The 17,386-nt window shown below is 41.5% G+C and carries 12 protein-coding genes; 4 read left to right on the top strand and 8 right to left on the bottom strand.

Annotated features, from left to right (window positions below; all coding sequences use genetic code 11):
- Window positions 1-33: 33 nt before the first annotated feature.
- The 4 genes from ilvD to BR06_RS0109540 form a co-directional block, all read right to left on the bottom strand.
- Window positions 34-1,701, bottom strand: coding sequence for a dihydroxy-acid dehydratase (gene ilvD / locus BR06_RS0109555; protein ID WP_031482363.1), 1,668 nt, complete (start codon window positions 1,699-1,701; stop codon window positions 34-36).
- Between the two features lie 211 nt (window positions 1,702-1,912).
- Complete coding sequence (locus BR06_RS0109550) at window positions 1,913-2,794, bottom strand: cell division protein FtsX (RefSeq protein WP_031482362.1); 882 nt, start codon at window positions 2,792-2,794, stop codon at window positions 1,913-1,915.
- Window positions 2,791-3,477, bottom strand: coding sequence for a cell division ATP-binding protein FtsE (gene ftsE, locus BR06_RS0109545; protein ID WP_031482360.1), 687 nt, complete (start codon window positions 3,475-3,477; stop codon window positions 2,791-2,793). Before ftsE ends, BR06_RS0109550 begins: the two co-directional genes overlap by 4 nt.
- Before the next feature lie 29 nt (window positions 3,478-3,506).
- A complete protein-coding gene (locus BR06_RS0109540; protein WP_031482358.1) occupies window positions 3,507-3,857 on the bottom strand; it encodes a hypothetical protein in 351 nt (116 codons plus the stop codon).
- A gap of 314 nt (window positions 3,858-4,171) precedes the next feature.
- Here BR06_RS0109540 and BR06_RS0109535 point away from each other — a divergent pair, with 314 nt between their 5' ends.
- The 4 genes from BR06_RS0109535 to BR06_RS0109520 all read left to right on the top strand — a co-directional run bounded on the left by BR06_RS0109535 (window position 4,172) and on the right by BR06_RS0109520 (window position 9,983).
- The gene (locus tag BR06_RS0109535) at window positions 4,172-5,347 is read left to right on the top strand and encodes a pyridoxal phosphate-dependent aminotransferase (protein ID WP_031482356.1); all 1,176 of its coding nucleotides are present in this window, start codon (window positions 4,172-4,174) and stop codon (window positions 5,345-5,347) included.
- A 110-nt stretch (window positions 5,348-5,457) separates the two neighbouring features.
- Window positions 5,458-6,801, top strand: a complete 1,344-nt coding sequence (locus BR06_RS0109530) for a hypothetical protein (RefSeq protein ID WP_031482354.1) — start codon at window positions 5,458-5,460, stop codon at window positions 6,799-6,801.
- 328 nt (window positions 6,802-7,129) lie between these two features.
- Window positions 7,130-8,563, top strand: a complete 1,434-nt coding sequence (locus BR06_RS0109525) for a sensor histidine kinase (protein WP_031482352.1) — start codon at window positions 7,130-7,132, stop codon at window positions 8,561-8,563.
- Window positions 8,564-8,609: 46 nt separating this feature from the next.
- The gene (locus tag BR06_RS0109520; RefSeq protein WP_031482350.1) at window positions 8,610-9,983 is read left to right on the top strand and encodes a sigma-54-dependent transcriptional regulator; all 1,374 of its coding nucleotides are present in this window, start codon (window positions 8,610-8,612) and stop codon (window positions 9,981-9,983) included.
- 44 nt (window positions 9,984-10,027) lie between these two features.
- On the opposite strand, the gene BR06_RS0109515 is transcribed toward BR06_RS0109520, so the two are convergent.
- From BR06_RS0109515 to BR06_RS0109500, 4 genes are all read right to left on the bottom strand, one after another.
- The gene (locus BR06_RS0109515; RefSeq protein WP_031482349.1) at window positions 10,028-11,134 is read right to left on the bottom strand and encodes a hypothetical protein; all 1,107 of its coding nucleotides are present in this window, start codon (window positions 11,132-11,134) and stop codon (window positions 10,028-10,030) included.
- Between the two features lie 159 nt (window positions 11,135-11,293).
- Window positions 11,294-12,637, bottom strand: a complete 1,344-nt coding sequence (locus tag BR06_RS0109510) for a glutamine synthetase family protein (RefSeq protein ID WP_031482346.1) — start codon at window positions 12,635-12,637, stop codon at window positions 11,294-11,296.
- Between the two features lie 173 nt (window positions 12,638-12,810).
- On the bottom strand, window positions 12,811-13,758 hold the full coding sequence (locus tag BR06_RS0109505; protein ID WP_031482344.1) for a MerR family transcriptional regulator: 948 nt from the start codon (window positions 13,756-13,758) through the stop codon (window positions 12,811-12,813).
- 1,083 nt (window positions 13,759-14,841) lie between these two features.
- Window positions 14,842-16,731: a molybdopterin-dependent oxidoreductase gene (locus BR06_RS0109500; RefSeq protein WP_031482343.1), complete on the bottom strand. Its 1,890-nt coding sequence runs from the start codon at window positions 16,729-16,731 to the stop codon at window positions 14,842-14,844.
- Between the last annotated feature and the right edge of the window lie 655 nt (window positions 16,732-17,386).

Genomic DNA, 17,386 nt, shown 5'->3' with positions numbered 1-17,386 from the left:
GTTACCCCCTGGACCAGCTGAAAGCTAATAAAACTATTTTTTATATATAGCACCAGTAGAAGCTGATGTTACGTTCTGGCTGTATCTTTTCAGGAATGCGGAAGGCATTTCTTTTTCGATAGGGGTGAATGTTTTCATTCTTTCGGCAATTTCATCATCGGTAAGAACTACGTTAATTGTACGGCCCGGGATATCAATTTTGATAACGTCTCCGGTCTGAACTATTCCGATGGTTCCGCCTGATGCTGCTTCGGGTGAAACGTGGCCGATTGCTGCGCCGCGAGTTCCGCCACTGAAACGACCATCTGTGATGAGAGCAACGTCTGCGCCAAGTCCCATTCCAGCTATTGCGGATGTTGGGGTTAGCATTTCGCGCATACCCGGTCCGCCTTTTGGTCCTTCATAAAGAATAACGATTGCATCGTCTTTTACAATTTCTCCGCCAAGAATTGCTTCAACAGCTTCTTCTTCTGAGTTGTAGACCTTTGCGTTGCTTGTTTTTACCATCATTTCTGGAGCAACTGCAGACTGTTTAACAACACAACCTTCTGTAGCTATGTTACCGAAAAGAATAGCGATTCCACCTTCGTTACTATAAGGATTGTCGATTGGACGAATTACTTCGTGGTCTTTTACAGATGCATTCAATTCTTTAAGATTCTCGCCGATTGTTTTACCTGTGACAGTCATGGCATCAAGTTCAATGCGGCCTGACTTTGCAAGTTCTGCAAGCGCTGCCTGAATTCCGCCAGCGTCATGTAAATCCTGAATATGGTGAGGACCAGCTGGTGAAAGTTTACACAGATTTGGTGTGTTGCGGCTGATTTTATCAAATATGGTAAGATCAAGCTTTAAGCCTGCTTCATCAAAAATAGCTGGAAGATGGAGCACTGTGTTTGTTGAACAACCAAGTGCCATGTCCATTGTTACTGCGTTTGTAAGGGATTTTTCTGTTACAATATCGCGTGGTTTGATATCTTTTGCGAGCAGATCCATTACGCGTGTACCGGCTCTTTTTGCGAGACGGATACGGTCAGCCATTACAGCTGGAATTGTTCCGTTACCAGGTAATGCAAGTCCGATTGTTTCAGAGAGGCAGTTCATGGAGTTGGCTGTGAACATACCTGAACATGATCCGCAAGTAGGACATGCGCTTTGCTCAAGGGATGTAAGCTCACCTTCAGTCATAGTGCCGGACTTAACCTGTCCTACGCCTTCGAATACGGTGATGAGGTCAACTTTTTTGCCGTCTTTTTTGCCGGCAAGCATTGCCCCGCCACTAACGATAACGGTCGGAATATTCAGCCTAAGAGCCGCCATGAGCATTCCCGGAACGACTTTGTCGCAGTTAGGAACGAGCACTAATGCATCAAAAGGATGAGCAGTAGCCATGATTTCAATGGAGTCAGCAATAATTTCTCTGCTCGGCAAGGAGTAGCGCATTCCGGCATGGTTCATCGCCAGTCCGTCACATACGCCGATTGCAGGGAATTCCATTGGAACACCACCAGCTAAACGAACGCCGTCTTTAACGCCTTTAACTATTGTATGTAGATGTACGTGGCCCGGAATAATTTCATTCGCAGAGTTACATACACCGATAAGCGGTCTGTGCATTTCGTCTTCTGAAAGACCTAATGCATATAATAATGAACGGTGAGGAGCTTTTTCCAGCCCGCCTGTCATTTTTTTACTTCTCATTTTATGTTTCCTTTTTATTTGTATGCCTCCGGCGGCTCAAACCCTTTTGGAAAAAGGGTTCAAGGCTCCCAAAACTTTTTATCGGGGGGGGGGGCAAGGTTTAATAAATTTAATTCGATCTTCTGAATAAACCCCAACTAAGGTTTCCAAAGGGGATTATCCCCTTTGGTGGGGATGCAAGGGGCAAAGCCCCTGCCCGCCAGCGGCATTCTTAGCCACGAACAGCTACGAAACTGCTGAACATTCCTATTAGGGTTACTGCTCCGATTAGTGCCATGCATTGGTCGGGCGGTAGGAATGTAAGTTTCATGAATAGCGGCGGAAAATTCAATACGTCTTCGAAAAATCTTTGCGCAGCGTAGAGTGTTCCCAGAGCTATGGAGCTTCCTGTTAACCCTAAGAGTGCGCCTCCTGTCAGGAGCGGCAGGCGGATAAACCATTGCTTTGCGCCGACTAAGTATAGAATTTCAATTTCGTCTTTGCGGGTCATTAGAGAAAGACGGATGGTATTTCCAACTACAAGGGCAACAACCAAGCCTAGAAATCCAATTATAGGCCATATTACGGATCGTGTGAGTCCTATCCAGCCTTTGGCTAAGTCTATTTGCAGAGGGTTGTAGTGAACCTTGTCTACGTAAGGCAGTTCTTTAAGTCTGCTAAGTAAATCCGTGGCCCATCTATCGTTTTCTACTCCTGCCTCAACGGAAAAGGCAAGTAGCGCTGTGGGCTGAAGTGGATTGTTTTGTTCTTTCATCCATGCAAAATCGTCTTCACCGTTTAACGCTTCAGATAGATGTTTAAGTGCATCGTCTGGAGTGAAGGTGCGGATTTCTTTTAAGCCATCAAGTTTTGATAGTGTTTTCCATTGTCTTTTGTAGACTTCAGCGGCTGTACCGGACTGCCAGAAAATCTGCATTTGGACTTGCCCTCTGGTTTTGAGCAATTCCTGATTAACGTTATGCAGAGTGAACATGAAAAGTCCGGCAAGTAGCGAAACCATGGTTACTGCAACGAGCGTGAAAAGATTTGCCCACGGATGCAGACCGAGATCGCGTATTCCTCTGCCTATCAGTCTAAAAATAAGAGAAATCATGAAGCTATCTCCGAAAGTATATGTTCCGGTGGTTCGCAAATTTGTCCGCCCTCAAGGTGGATTATTTTAGCGTCCGGTACGGTGCGGAGTATTTCACGGCTGTGAGTTGCCATTATGATTGTCGTACCGTGGGTGTGAAATTGTTTAAAGACATCCATCAGGTGCATGGAAAGATCAAAATCAAGATTACCAGTAGGTTCATCTGCAAGGATCAGCTTGGGGTTCACTACCATTGACCTGGCAATAGCTACTCTTTGCTGCTCTCCGCCTGAAAGTTTGTGGCATTTTGTGTAAGTCTTATTTTCGAGACCAAGAGCGCGGATGATAGCGCGTACTCTTTTATCAATTGTGGACTTTGCCATGCTTCTCACGGTTAAAGCTAAAGCTACATTTTCATATACAGAACGGTTAGGTAAAATTTTAAAATCCTGAAAAACAACGCCTAATTCGCGTCGTAAATCTGGAATTTGTTTGCGTTTCAAATTATGTAAATCATATCCAGCGACAGTTGCCTGGCCTCTTTTTACGGGAAGAGCGCCATATAATAAGCGCATAAGTGTAGTTTTACCTGCTCCGGAATGTCCGGTCAGGAATATGAAGTCCCCTTTTTCTACATGCAGGGAAATATCTTTCAGTGCCCAGTTAGAACCGAAGCTGTATGATAAGCGATTAAGATGAATCATATTAAATTTCTATTTTATTATTTAGAAGGCTAGAACTTTACGTCCAATTTCTGCCCTTCAGAGGTAGTGCAAGAACCTGTTCCACCGGATTCAAATCCCTTGGATAGGTTATTTACCTTGAAGACACACTCCATGCTTTCTCCGCTATTGCTGAACAAAGTAAGGGATTTGTCTGAGCTTTTGGTAGTACCGCGGTAAATGGTTCCGTCTGGAAGTTCAGATACAATATTATATGACTTCAGGCCGGGATCTCTTGTGGCGGACATTTCCGCAGCTCCAAGAATTTCTCCGCTTGAAGTTACATTCCCGTTCATTGGGACAATTGAGCATGCGGTGATGGTCATGAGCAAAGCCATTAAAAGAAATATTCTACAGGTCATTGTGATCTCCTTATTTATAGATAGTAGCAGGGGTGAAGATGATTTGCAAAAAGCATTGTTTCGGTAAACGGATGTAAAATAGCAGTGGAAAGCAATAAATTTTCCATAGAGAGATTTACGTTCGAACATTTTTACATTAGAATCCTAGGGCGATATACGTATAGTCTGTCTCAAATTTGTAATACAGTAGTTTGCAAATTTAAAAAGGCAATCGGTATTCGGTCATGGATATGTCAGCTGTCCCCAGTATCAGAGGGATAAAAGCACGTCTTTGGTCGGGGAATAACATATAACTGAAGCAGCAGGAAAGAGATATGAAAATTTCTGAAAGACTCATGAGAGCAAAGCCGTCAGCAACTTTGGCAGTGAATGCAAAAGCACAAGAACTTCGCGCACAGGGTAAAGAAATTGTAAGCCTTGCAGTTGGCGAACCTGATTTCCAGACACCACAGCACGTATGTGATGCTATGAAAAAAGCTGTTGATGATGGTTTCACTCGTTATACCCCGGTTCCGGGTATCCCTGAATTGCGTAAAGCTGTTGCAGGATATTACGATAGATTTTACGGCGTTACAGCTACACAAGACAACGTGATTGTTAGTAACGGCGGAAAGCATTCACTATACAATCTTTTCATGGCTCTGATCGATCCAGGCGATGAAGTTTTAATCCCCGCACCATACTGGGTGAGTTATCCTGCTATGGTAGAACTTGCAGAAGGAAAACCTGTAATTGTATCCACAAAAGCAGCGAATGATTTTCTTGCTCAAATTAAAGATCTTGAAGCAGCCACCACTTCTAAAACTAAAGTTCTCATTTTAAATACACCTTCTAACCCTACTGGTTGTCATTATCCTCAGGCTCAGCTTGATGAGATTGCTAACTGGGCTAGAAGTAAAGGTATTTTCATCATTTCAGATGAAGTGTATGACAGACTAGTTTATGCACCGGCCAGCTATTCAACTCTTTCTACTTTTTGGGAAAAATACCCTGAAGATGTAGCAATCGTCGGCGCGCTTTCAAAAAGTTTCTGCATGACCGGTTGGCGTATCGGTACAACACTTGCCCACCCTGACTTGGTTAAAGCGATGATTAAAATTCAGGGGCAGTCAACTTCCAACGTTAACTCAATGGCTCAGAAAGCTGCGCTTGCAGCTTTCGAAGGTCCTTGGGATCTCGTTGATGAAATGAAAGTTGCTTTCGAGAGACGCAGAGATATTGCGTACGATATAATTACTTCATGGCCGGGCGTTATTTGTCCTAAGCCTGATGGGGCATTCTACTTGTTCCCTGTTTTGGATACTTTCTTTGATGAAGAAACTCCTGATTCAGCTTCTATGTGTACTAAAATATTGGAAGAAGCCGGAGTAGCACTTGTGCCTGGCTCTGCTTTCGGTGATGATCGCTGTATCCGCTTTTCCTATGCTCTTGATGATGAAGTTCTTAAAACTTCACTGGAAAAGATAGGGAAAGTGTTGATGAAAAAATAAAATGTTCGTAAAGATAGTCATATTTGATTAGTAATAGGATCTTACCTCTCCCGGAAATAAGTTTTTATTTCCGGGAGAGGATTACGAACCCATAATTTTGGAGATCGAGTATGGCAACGAACATCATAGATTGGACAGACAGTTGGCAGGATAAGCTTGATATAAAAGCACAGACCGAATCCGCAGATGCAATATCCGCAAGATTCTGTGAAGAGGTTGCTGAAGGTAAATTACCATTTTGTTCCATGCCCTATATGGCGGAACTTCTGCACGATCTTGATGGCCTTGAAAATTATGTTCAAGGGTTCGATCACATGCTCTTACTCGGAATTGGGGGGTCAGCCCTTGGTGCCAGAGCATTACAAAAAGCATTTTTTCCCGCACAGGATCAGCCTTGCCATAAAGGCCCTTGGCTCTGGATAGGCGATAACGTCTGCGCCAAGACACTAGATTCATATCTCGAAAAACTCCCTCTCGAAAAAACACTCGTTGCAGTTGTTTCCAAATCTGGCGGAACAATTGAAACTATCAGCCAATATTTTTTGATTCGTAAGCGCATGCAGGAAAAGCTCGGCGAAAAGTGGAACAACAATTTCCTTTTCGTAACCGACAAAGAGAACGGATTTTTGCGCGAACAAGCAAATGAGCTTTCCATTCGCACTCTGGAAGTTCCAGATAACCTAGGCGGAAGATATTCCATACTATCCGCTGTAGGGTTACTCCCTGCCATGTTTATGAAGATGGATTACCGCTCATTAGTAGAAGGCGCGGCAGAAATCCTATCGCCCCTAGCTTCACCCAACCTAACTACCGAAGCTCTTATAGAGCACCCTTCATATAAATTAGCCTGCTGGAATGCAGCCTTGATGGAAAAAGGATATAACGAACTAATATTCTTCTCATATATTCCGCAATGGGCCTGTTTCGGCCAATGGTTCGCCCAGCTCTGGGCTGAAAGCTTAGGCAAAGAAGGCAAAGGCAGTCAGCCCATTCCCGCAGTCGGTGCAACAGATCAGCACTCCGTAAACCAAATGTTCCTAGACGGGCCACGGAATAAAGCTTGTATGTTCCTAACCTGCGATTCCTTACCGGATGGCGAAGAAATTCCCCAAAATATTCCCGATAATTTTGGATATATCAAAGGTAAAAATTTCGGTGAACTAATTCACGCAGAAGGATTAGGAACCAAAATGGCCCTATCCGCCAACAGTGTGCCGTTAATCGAATTAAAAATGGCCGCAGATTCAGAAGAATCAGCAGGGCGCCTTATGGGATTACTAATGGCCACAACAATATTCACAGGATGGCTAATTGGAATTAACCCAATCGACCAACCAGCAGTAGAACTAGGTAAACGGCTCGCCAAAGCGCGTCTCGGAGCAGACGGCCTAAAAGAAGAAAAAGCCGACCTCGAAGCTTTTTTATGTAACACACGAGTAGAGCAGAAATTTTAGGTTGGTTATGCCTCCGGCGGCTTAAACCCTTTTGGGAAAAGGGTTTAAGAATCCCAAAACTTTTTATCGGGTTGGGGTTTGAAGAGATTGGTCTTTTTTGAGTTAGTATTATTTTTAAAAGTAACAGATCGGTCATTCATATTTGTGAGTGACCGATTTGATTTTGTTGCATAAGCCTTATAAAGAATATTTAAACGGTAGTTATTTCCAAATTCTACCTATTTTAACCCGTTAAAAAGTTTTGGGAGATTCTTAAGAACCTTTTTCCAAAAAGGTTCTTAAGCCGCCGGAGGCATAACCCCACCGCACTCTCTTATACGGAGCATACTTGGATTCTAAACCTAAAGATCCACAGAATCAGTCTTTTCAGTTGGTAAAGCTGCTGTCATGGACATTGTTGGTGGTTATTGTTGCGAGTAGTTTGGGCCTGTCTGTTTTTTTGGCTAAACATGCTGATGAGACTCTTTTGGAAAAGCAGAAAGAGTTTTCGTTATTGCAGGCTGAAAATTTGAATCACCAAATATATCGTCGTTTTATTTTGCCTACTATTATTGGGTACGGTAAAATCGGCTTAAAAAATGAAGAGCAGATGGACCGTTTGGATCAGGTTGTTCGTTCTACTATTCATAGCTTTAAGGTCAATGAAGTAAGGATTTATGATCCGGGCCTTATGGTTTCGTATTCTTTGGATAAAACGAATATTGGTAAAGATAATTTGGGTGGAGAATTCATTAAAAAGGTTATGGAGACGGGCGAGCCTAAATATGAATTTATTAGCAAGAAATCCGCGATTGGGGCAATTTTTGATTTAAATATGCGGCCCGGGACAATGCTTTTGAAGATTGTTTATCCTTTGCGTTCAGAGAAGAGCCTAAACATTGAAGAAAATATTATCATGGGCGCGCTGGTTCTTACTCAAGACATTACTGAGGATTATCAGTCTGTTATTAACTTTGAAAGGTTGATTCTTTTTACTTCATGTTTTTCCGCGCTGATTTTGTTTGCTACTATTATGGCTATTGTTAAGCGTGCTGATATTATCAATGCGCAGCGTATGAAAGATAGGCAGAGGTTTGAAAAAGAGCTTAACCAGAGCGAAAAGCTTGCTAGTATTGGGCGTATGGTTTCAGGCGTGGCGCACGAGATTCGTAATCCTCTTGGGATTATAAGTTCTAGTTCGGAATTGCTTCTTAAGCGCATGAAAGATAGTGATCCGCTTAATGAGCGGATACTCTCCGCTATTCACGAAGAGTGTAAAAGGCTGAGCCGCACTGTCAGTGATTTCCTCGATTACGCTAGACCTCGTAAGTTGACCTTTGTTCCTATTGATCCTGCTGACTTGATTGATAAAATTTCAATGTTTATGGAACAAAAGTGCCATTCACAGGGAATTGAATTTGAACGTAAATATGTTCATGGGCTTATGGTTTGCGGAGACGAAGATTTGCTTTACCGTGCTTTTTACAACCTTGTCGGCAACGCTTTGCAGGCTATCGATAAGGACGGAAAGATATGTGTTTCTATTGAAGAAGTAAAAAATGGCGTAAGTATTGTTTTTTCAGATACAGGACCCGGTTTTTCACCTGAAATAATTGGTAAAGTTAAAGATCCATTTTTTACGACCAAGGATAGCGGAACAGGTTTGGGGCTTGCTATTGTTAGTAACATTGTGGAAAGCCATAAGGGAAGACTTACTGTTATGAATAATGAAGAGGGCGGTGCTCGCATTGAACTCTTTTTGTCAGATAAACATGATTGTTAGCACTTGGTTTTAGTGCTCACTTAAAATTTTTGGATATAGCAAAATTATGGCTACTAATATTCTTATACTGGACGATGAACAGAACTACCTACTTATTCTCGAAGCAATGCTTTCGGACGAGGGGTATAACATAACTGCGCTTTCAGATCCTGAAACCGGTCTGGCTTTTATGGATGAATCAGAAGTTGATGTTGTTATCACTGATATGAAAATGCCTAAGCTTACGGGCCAGGATGTTCTTGAACATGTGAAAAAGAACTTTTCACACATTCCAGTGATAATCATGACCGCTTTTGGTTCAATTGAATCAGCCGTTGAAGCTATGAAAGTAGGGGCATTTGATTATATTACAAAGCCCTTTGCCAATGAAGAGTTGATGTTGTCAGTTACTAAGGCTGCTCAGTTTGCGAAAACTCAGCAGGAAAATAGAATGCTGCGCGAACAGATTAAAGATCGCTACTCTCCGAATAACATTATCGGGCGCTCTAAGCCCATGCTTCAAGTTTTCGAAATGATCCAGAAAGCCGCTCCGGGCAATTCTACCGTGCTTATCACCGGTGAGTCTGGTACTGGTAAGGAATTAGTTGCGCAGGCCGTGCATCAGTCCTCTCCGCGCTGTGATAACCCCTTTGTTTCCGTTAACTGTATGGCGCTAAGTGCAGGAGTGCTCGAAAGTGAGCTTTTCGGGCATGAAAAAGGGTCATTTACCGGAGCAACTGCCCTTCGGCGCGGTCGCTTCGAGATGGCGGATAAGGGAACCCTATTTCTCGATGAAATCGGCGAGCTATCACATGACATGCAGGTTAAGCTTTTAAGAGTATTGCAAGAAAAGACCATTGAGCGGGTTGGTGGTGTTGATACTATTAAAGTTGATATTCGAATTGTCGCAGCGACCAACAAAAATTTGAAAAAAGCTGTTGAGAATGGAACTTTCCGTGAGGATCTTTATTACAGACTCAACGTTGTAAGCATTGAGCTTCCACCGCTTCGGGAGCGCAGAGAAGATATTCCGTTTATGATCGATCATTTTCTGGTCAAATATTCTGCGGAAAATAATAAGAAATTTGAAGGTTTTTCTCCGTCTGCTATGGACTATATGTCCGCATATGAATGGCCCGGAAATGTGCGTCAGCTTCAAAATGTGATTGAACGGTGCGTAGTACTTACTTCCGGTACTGTCATTACTACTGACGATCTGCCGGCTGAAATAAAAGATGAAGAAGCCCAGTTTAAAAGTGCGGTGGATTTATTGCCCACAAAAATAAATCTGGCGCAGGCTTTAGATAAAATCGAAGCTACCTTGGTTCGCAGAGCATTAGTACACAGCAATTTTGTGAAAGTAGATGCGGCAGAAATGCTCAGTATTTCTAAAAGTTTGCTACAGTATAAGCTAAAAAAATACAGCATTAGCGGTAAATAAGTATGGGTGGAGGTGGATGGGATGCCTCCGGCGGCTTGAACCCTTTACTCCTCTAAATCGTAGACTGTGTAGCTGCTCATAAGTTCTAGCATTATGTAGGGACTTACGTTGTTTCTGATGCAAATGACTGCATCGGTGATCATTTTCATTTTGGTTTCCAGTTCCCATGTGTATGCTTTTTTGCGCTCGGTTATGATCTTTCCAAGGTTGATTTCGTCTATTCCGGCCAGCAGCAGTGCCGCTCCTTTGCGGAAAAATTGATCATCAAATTTTTTGGTGTATTTATCCATCTCATCCAGCCCTTCATCCGCTATAATTAGTCCTAGTTTGTAAAGGGACATTGCTATGTCCCGAGCTGGTAAGCGTTCTTTTATTGCTGGATATAGCAAGAGAGGTCCGTGCTTAAGAAGTCGCTCTTCCATTTCTTCTTTATCGCTGAAAAAGGAGCTTAACTCGCTTGCAAGTTGCTGAACGGAAAGTTTTTGAGATGTATTAATGATAAACGATTCTATCAGGTTAGCCCTTATTTTGTAGTCTTCGAGGGCTTCGTTTATTAATAGCTTGGATTTTTCACGCAGCTCTTGTTCTGTCGCATCATCTATTGATGTTGAGTAAAGCTCGGTGCTGAATTGATCATCCAGCCGTTCTAAGATGATATTTTGAACTTCATGTTTTTTACCGAGGATGCTTTTGCTGTTTTTGGCGGCTAAATTCCACCAGACTATCAAATCATGTAAGTCATTGTGATTAAAATCAAATATAGGCAGCCCGTCTGAGAAATTTGTCAGTTCCGCACCCATATCTAAAAATGATTCATCTACCTCATTTCTTGTCGCTATTCTAATGAATCCGCCCTTTACGAGATACTCAATTCTGTCGAGCAGTGATTCACATGATACTTCTACTTCTTGCTTAGTTAATTTATTTTTTTCGGATAAAAATAGTTCAAGTAATTCAGAAATTTTCTCTTTACGAACAACGTTTAAATTCGAAAAGATTATTTCGCGGGATTGCTCTGAAAGAACAACAAGAATTTTCGCGCAGGATTCATTGTTTATATCACAACTGAAAATTTCTTGAACGCAGTAGTCAGGCATCATAGTGACTGAATCTAAACGCTGATCTGTATTAATGTCTGATAATGATATCATCGTGACTACCTTGTTTTGAAAATTCTAAAAGTTTAATTGTCCGGTAACTGAGATTCTGGTTAATATTCCAACTATATTGGAGCAGAGGAGCCTTTCAAAAAAAATCCCTTCCGCGCTATGCGAAAGGGATAATGTTGAAACGCTTATCGATAATTCATTTTATAGAATAGGTAAGTAGGTTGCTATTTCATACTCAGTGATCTGAGTTCTGTATGCGTCCCACTCTTTGATTTTATTTTTGTATAGATTGCTGTGGATGTGCTCACCGAGGCAGTCTTTTACCATTTCACTTTTCTTCATTGCAACTGCTGCTTCGTAGAGATTTCCGGGAAGTGCAGTGATGCCATTTTCCTCAAGTGTAGGTGCATCCATGGCGAATACGTTTTCTTCGATAGGATCAGGAAGCTTGTATCCTTCATCAATACCTTTGAGTCCTGCGGCAAGCATTACTGCAAAGCATAGGTATGGATTAGCGGCTGGATCAGGGGAGCGCAGTTCCATTCTGGTTGCGCCTTCTTTACCTGGTTTGTACATCGGTACACGTACTAGGGTGGATCTATTTTTCCTTGCCCATGATACGTAAACCGGAGCTTCATAGCCCGGTACAAGTCGTTTATAAGAATTTACCCACTGGTTTGTTACGCAGGTGAATTCTGGTGCATGTTTTAAAATACCTGCGATGTAGCTTTTCCCTTCAGGGCTTAGGTGATATTCGTCGTTCGCATCGAAAAATACGTTTCTGCCGTTCTTGAAAAGGGACTGATGAACGTGCATGCCGGATCCGTTAACACCACCCATCGGTTTAGGCATGAAAGTCGCGTAAATACCGTGCTTACGGGCAACTTCTTTAACGATTACGCGATACGTCATGGCTGTGTCCGCCATTTTCATACCTTCAGAAAAGCGTAGGTCAATTTCATGCTGGCTAGGAGCAACTTCGTGATGGCTGTATTCTACATCGTAGCCCATCTCTTCGAGTGAAAAGATGATGTCGCGGCGAATATCGTTACCAAGATCAAGTGGTGGAGCGTCAAAGTACCCACCCTTATCTATAATCTTAGTACCTTTCTCGTTTTCGAAGAGGAAAAATTCAAGCTCAGGGCCAACGTAGAAGGTGTATCCCTTGTCAGCTGCCTTATCGAGCGCTTTTTTGAGTACCCATCTACTGTCGCCTTCGTATGGAGTGCCGTCAGGGTTCTGGATGTCACAGAACATGCGTGCTACGGGACGTTCGGTTGGACGCCATGAGCACATTTGAAATGTAGTTGGATCAGGAAGAGCGATCATGTCTGATTCTTCGATTCTGGTAAAACCAAGAATGGATGAGCCATCAAAGCCCATACCTTCTTCAAATGCTGATTCTAGCTCTTTCGGAGTGATTTGAAAGCTTTTGAGAGTTCCGAGAATGTCTACAAACCAGAATTGTACAAAGCTGATATTGTAGTCTCTAACAGCCTTGAGAACATCATCTGCATTTTTGCAGTTAAAAATTGGCGCATTCACAGTGACTTTCCTCCCGGTTGAAGATTTTGATTTTATTTTGCTCCGGCAAAGCCGATGCATGTTTAACCTACTAGCATGTATGTAAAAGAAGTAAGAAGAATTCATTAATCTTCGAATACTAACCGAGTCAATAGTATTCTTGCAAACACTATTAATAAAATTTTTCAGAGAAATTATATTTCATCAATTAGATCACGAACTTCACGGAAAAATGTGATGATGAAAGTCTGGTTTTTAGATTCTGAATTAATATCGAGCCGCTTAAAGAACGAAACGATGTTGCCCTTAGGGGTTTTTTTGCGTTGAAAGAATAATTCGTGAAGCGGGCCTGTCGGTGATTTATATGATAGGATCCATTCGCTTCCGTCTTTTCGCCAGACTTTCGAATAATTACTCTCATCTTTAGTGACCAAATGGACTAGCTCTTTAAGAGCAAAAGGGTGACCCGGCCTTCCGGGCATGCCTAGAAATTCTCCAGTTTCAGATAGAATTACAACTGGTAGGTCGAGGAATTCTATTTCAGGGAAAATTTTACTGTTGTCAGATTCAAGGGTATAGGAATTAGATTGACCGTGATCCTTCTTAATAGTGACAATTTTTTTTGCTTTAACACGTTCACTTTGAGGCAATCCGTTTGCAGTCAAAAGGACATCTTTTATCTGTTCAATCAAATCTTCGCCTGCAACATTTCCAGAATCCTGCCTTTCAATTAGCTGGAGCAATCCCTTCTCAATTTTACCAAGTCGCTGCTCTGATTTCGCTTGCGCAGTCGCGAGGCCTGCTAGTCCATTCATCATTTGCATTGTTACACGGGTAAGCTTTTCAATCTCTTCATTACTGGCTGTAGTCGGTTTTGAACTTTCCGATAGCTGACGATTTTCTTTAACGGATTCAAATTCGATAAGTAGCTTGTCGCGTATCTGTTTGGACGATAAATTTTTGGCGAAAAGTTCTTTAATACGAAGGCAGAGTTTGTCTGATCCTTTTTTAAAGCGGAGCGGTTTACCGTGTCCTGAGATCATGAAAAATTCAGGAAACTTCTTACGGTAGCTTTTAATGGTCGTAACAGACACGCCTGAAATTTGTGAGAGGTCTTTATGTGTAAATGTGTCTGTACTCATTGGCTCGTATTATCCTTTTTGCGGTTGATCCGTCATATCCCGAAAAGACGCGTTTTATAATAATTTTAGAGGTTAGGTATCTATACTAAAAGCACATAAATAACTTTCAGGTTGTTTCATTTAAGCCTTTTTGGCAAACACGCACAACTTTGATTCGCATGAGCATATTTCTCATAGTGGTATAATTTTCAAGTCGAGCATTCTATTTTTACTTAGCTATCGTCATTATACTCTACCTATATAATAGAAATATTGTTTCTATAGCTTATCGATAACTGTAATCGTAAATGAGGTCAACTGTGTCATGTTTTTATGTAGATATCAGATGTTTCGTGATGATTTTTTGACACCGTCTGAATTTTATATGGAATGGATATATGACAGCGGGTGCAGTTAACGGGAACAAAATTGGGTTCAGTTGTTATATTTCCAGCAGGTTTATTCAATCTTGAAATTTTCCTACAAATTTAATGGCGTAATTGCTTGTAATTTTTTGCCTAAAATAAGAATCAAATTAGTATGATCCTAGTGTCTTTTTTAGGTGTGATTAAATGTCATTATACTTGTATCAGAGTGTTGAAAATTTATATCGTTTTTGGTGAAGAAAAATGAAGTGGTTTTGCATAATTATTTATCAAAATTTATGGTCGTAATTTTCGCTTCAATTTAGGCATAATTCCGCCCATATTTTTGGGTGTAAGTTTATCTTGAAAGTATACTTCATAATGCACTAAAATTTCATTTCTCGGGTATCTTGTAAGCATTCAAACTCATAAATTATTGTCGGTCGCACTTTTTGCGATGAAGACTAGATGGTTTTATTCAGCTTGATATTTGTCAGTAGAAAGTTAGCCAATGCTAAGTCTAGATTGTCCCTATTTGAAGCTTTCTAGTTTTTCAGAGCTTCTCAGATAAGTTTGCAGAGAGTTATTATTGTTTTGCGTGAATAAAAGACTCTAGATAAAATCCAGATTTTTATTAGACTATAAAGTGTGTTTGTGCTGCTCTATCTTAATGAATACCATCTGAGATAATATCCAGTAATAAAAGACTATTTGATATATCTCTTATCGATAACCATAACTAAGGTTTCTCGACCCATGCTTTCTGGCTGTAGTATGCTGCCCCAAACCCTATGTCAGTGATGAGCGGTTCTATCACTTTATTCGCATTATGAGCATGCTTTAGCCAGCCTCCGCGCCTGATGATTGCCGCTTCTGTGTGGAGTGTCTGGTCGAAGCGGAGCGTTACTTTCATCTTTGCAAGGTCAGTCGCTAGCATTGCTTCATCTCCTTCATTTAAGTCACCTAGGTATGGTGAATCAGGAGAAATGAAAAGCTCAGGAATACCTTTCTGGTCATGAGGAAATATTTGCGAGTGGAGGTGATTTTTCCTGAGTAGGCTTAGTAAATTGAAGCCTTTTTTTTCGTTGATTTCTAGACTGAGATTTTGCGGAAGTTTGAGCTTTCCATTTGCATGCTTAAAGGTGAAATTTTCATACCCGATTGACGGCCAGTCACAGGCAACAAAACCTTGCGCTTTCAGCTCCTCAAATGAGATGGGTATGCTGGATGATTCTAGTGCTTTTTGGATGCAAATATCTGCATCTGAAATTGGGCTTTTCTCGAGAGTCATTGCGGCAAGTTTTTTTATAATTTCGAAATCTGATTTTGCTAAACCGCGTGGCTCTTTAATTTTGGCAGACCAGTTCACGCAATTATGAAGTGCGCTTCCTATAAGGTCATCACGTTCCATTGTTAGTGCGCATGGCAGAATTAAGTTTGAGCGCATGGCTGTGTCGTTCATGAAAGCATCAACAGTTACGACAAACTCGCAATTTTCAATCGCCCGGGCAGAAGATTCGCTGTCGGGTGTCTGGTTCGCTATATTTATGCCGTCTATCCAAATGAACTTAACTTCTTTGGCTCTGTTTGCCAGCTCGCTCTCTAGTTTAAATAGCAGAACTTTACGGTCATTGGGCACTTCAGGAGTTTCAGCCCAAGGCGCGAAATTTCTTCCCGACGAAATGTTGTAATAAAAGCCGGAACCTGCCCTTCCAAGTTGTCCGCTGAGCGCACAAAGCGAGCATATGTACTTGATATTTTCCCCGCCAAATGTATATCTTTGCACTCCCCAACCGATAAGTGACGATACCTTTTTATCCGAAGAATAGGTATTAGCAAGTTCTCGGACATTCTCAAGACTTATTCCGCTCAAATCGCAAAGGTCTTCAATAGAGTGTTCTCCAAGAACTTCTGCCAGCCCCTCAAAACCATCGCTCTTTTCAATAGCTTTTAGGTTAATCCCATCAGACTCTATCAAATATTTAATGATTGCAGCGGCTAGAAAGCGATCTGTTCCGGGCTTTATCAAAATAGTTTTATCGCTAAATTTATCGTTACCGTCGCCGCCCGGTGATATAGAAATAACGCGTTTGCCCTGTTTGCGAAAATTTTTCAGAATAGCTGCGATATGAATCGAGCTTCTCGAAATATCTTTGCCCCAATTCACCACCACATCTGCTTTAGCAAGCTCTGATAAATCGTTCTGTTCCATAGATCCGAAGGTCTGCTCAACAGCTTCGCAGCCAGCTTCATCACAAAGAGAACCATAAGTCTCAAGGGCACCAAGAGTCTTAAAGAACACATTGCTGGCATTTGCCAAAACGCCCCTATAACCAAAGCCCCTAATATGCAGAATCTGTTCAGGCTCCACAGCACCAATCTTATCAGCACAAACCCTAAAAGCTTCTTCCCATGAAATTTTCACAAATGAACCGTCAACTTTCAAAAGTGGCTCAGTTATGCGGTCAGGATGATTAATGCGCTTCAAAAGTCCTTTGCCCTTTGCGCAGATAAATCCCTGAGTAACAGGATGATCAGGATTACCCGAAATCTTAATATCGTCGCCATCAGTTTTTACAACAAATGAACAACTATCAGGACAATCCAAAGAACAGGCTGACAAAACCATAACTACCTACCATATTGGGTTATGCCTTCGGCGACTTAAACCTTTTTTTGGAAAAAAGGGTTTAAGAATCCCAAAAACTTTTTATCGGGATGAGGCATGGGAAAAATTAACTTTTTAATCGATAAGGTTTCCAAAGGGGATTATCCCCTTTGGTCCAGTCGAAGGCGAAATCACCCATAAATTCTTCTCTTTTTCTTTGCTATCTTTTCTTCATCTTCAATTAGTTTGGAAACGTGTAAGTAGAGAAATAATAAAAAGGACAACAAGCGCCACCATCAATATCGTGTTGATATTGATACCGCCCTTTTTTTTCTGCTTTTTACGATATCCGAAGATCAGAAAGAGGATAACTATGAATATTGATATCTTGAACATATTTTAGGGGGAGCCGTGGTGAAATTTTATTGAAGATTTATCAAAGCAAATGGTCTGCTTTGTTTATCTAAAAGCTTATGCCTGACGCGTTTGAGCATTTTGCATGATTTAAATGTAGGCCGCTAGAGTTTTGTGATGAAAAGATGAAATTTTGATCATCCAGCAAGTAAATTGAGTTGGCTGGCGAGTTTTTTGATTAGCCGAGATGTATATTGGGTTGGCTTGAAAGTATATTGAGTTGGTTTGGAAGCCTATTTGATAAGATCGTAAGCATGATTTG

Origin of the sequence: Maridesulfovibrio frigidus DSM 17176 (assembly GCF_000711735.1) — a bacterium.
GTDB classification, from domain to species: domain Bacteria; phylum Desulfobacterota; class Desulfovibrionia; order Desulfovibrionales; family Desulfovibrionaceae; genus Maridesulfovibrio; species Maridesulfovibrio frigidus.
This window is presented reverse-complemented; position numbering and strand designations above follow the sequence as displayed.

Excerpts from the sequence above, each read along its gene's own strand:
- ilvD (WP_031482363.1), bottom strand. The coding sequence starts at position 1,701 with ATGAGAAGTAAAAAAATGACAGGCGGGCTGGAAAAAGCTCCTCACCGT.
- BR06_RS0109550 (WP_031482362.1), bottom strand. The coding sequence starts at position 2,794 with ATGATTTCTCTTATTTTTAGACTGATAGGCAGAGGAATACGCGATCTC.
- ftsE (WP_031482360.1), bottom strand. The coding sequence starts at position 3,477 with ATGATTCATCTTAATCGCTTATCATACAGCTTCGGTTCTAACTGGGCA.
- BR06_RS0109540 (WP_031482358.1), bottom strand. The coding sequence starts at position 3,857 with ATGACCTGTAGAATATTTCTTTTAATGGCTTTGCTCATGACCATCACC.
- BR06_RS0109535 (WP_031482356.1), top strand. The coding sequence starts at position 4,172 with ATGAAAATTTCTGAAAGACTCATGAGAGCAAAGCCGTCAGCAACTTTG.
- BR06_RS0109530 (WP_031482354.1), top strand. The coding sequence starts at position 5,458 with ATGGCAACGAACATCATAGATTGGACAGACAGTTGGCAGGATAAGCTT.
- BR06_RS0109520 (WP_031482350.1), top strand. The coding sequence starts at position 8,610 with ATGGCTACTAATATTCTTATACTGGACGATGAACAGAACTACCTACTT.
- BR06_RS0109515 (WP_031482349.1), bottom strand. The coding sequence starts at position 11,134 with ATGATATCATTATCAGACATTAATACAGATCAGCGTTTAGATTCAGTC.
- BR06_RS0109505 (WP_031482344.1), bottom strand. The coding sequence starts at position 13,758 with ATGAGTACAGACACATTTACACATAAAGACCTCTCACAAATTTCAGGC.
- BR06_RS0109500 (WP_031482343.1), bottom strand. The coding sequence starts at position 16,731 with ATGGTTTTGTCAGCCTGTTCTTTGGATTGTCCTGATAGTTGTTCATTT.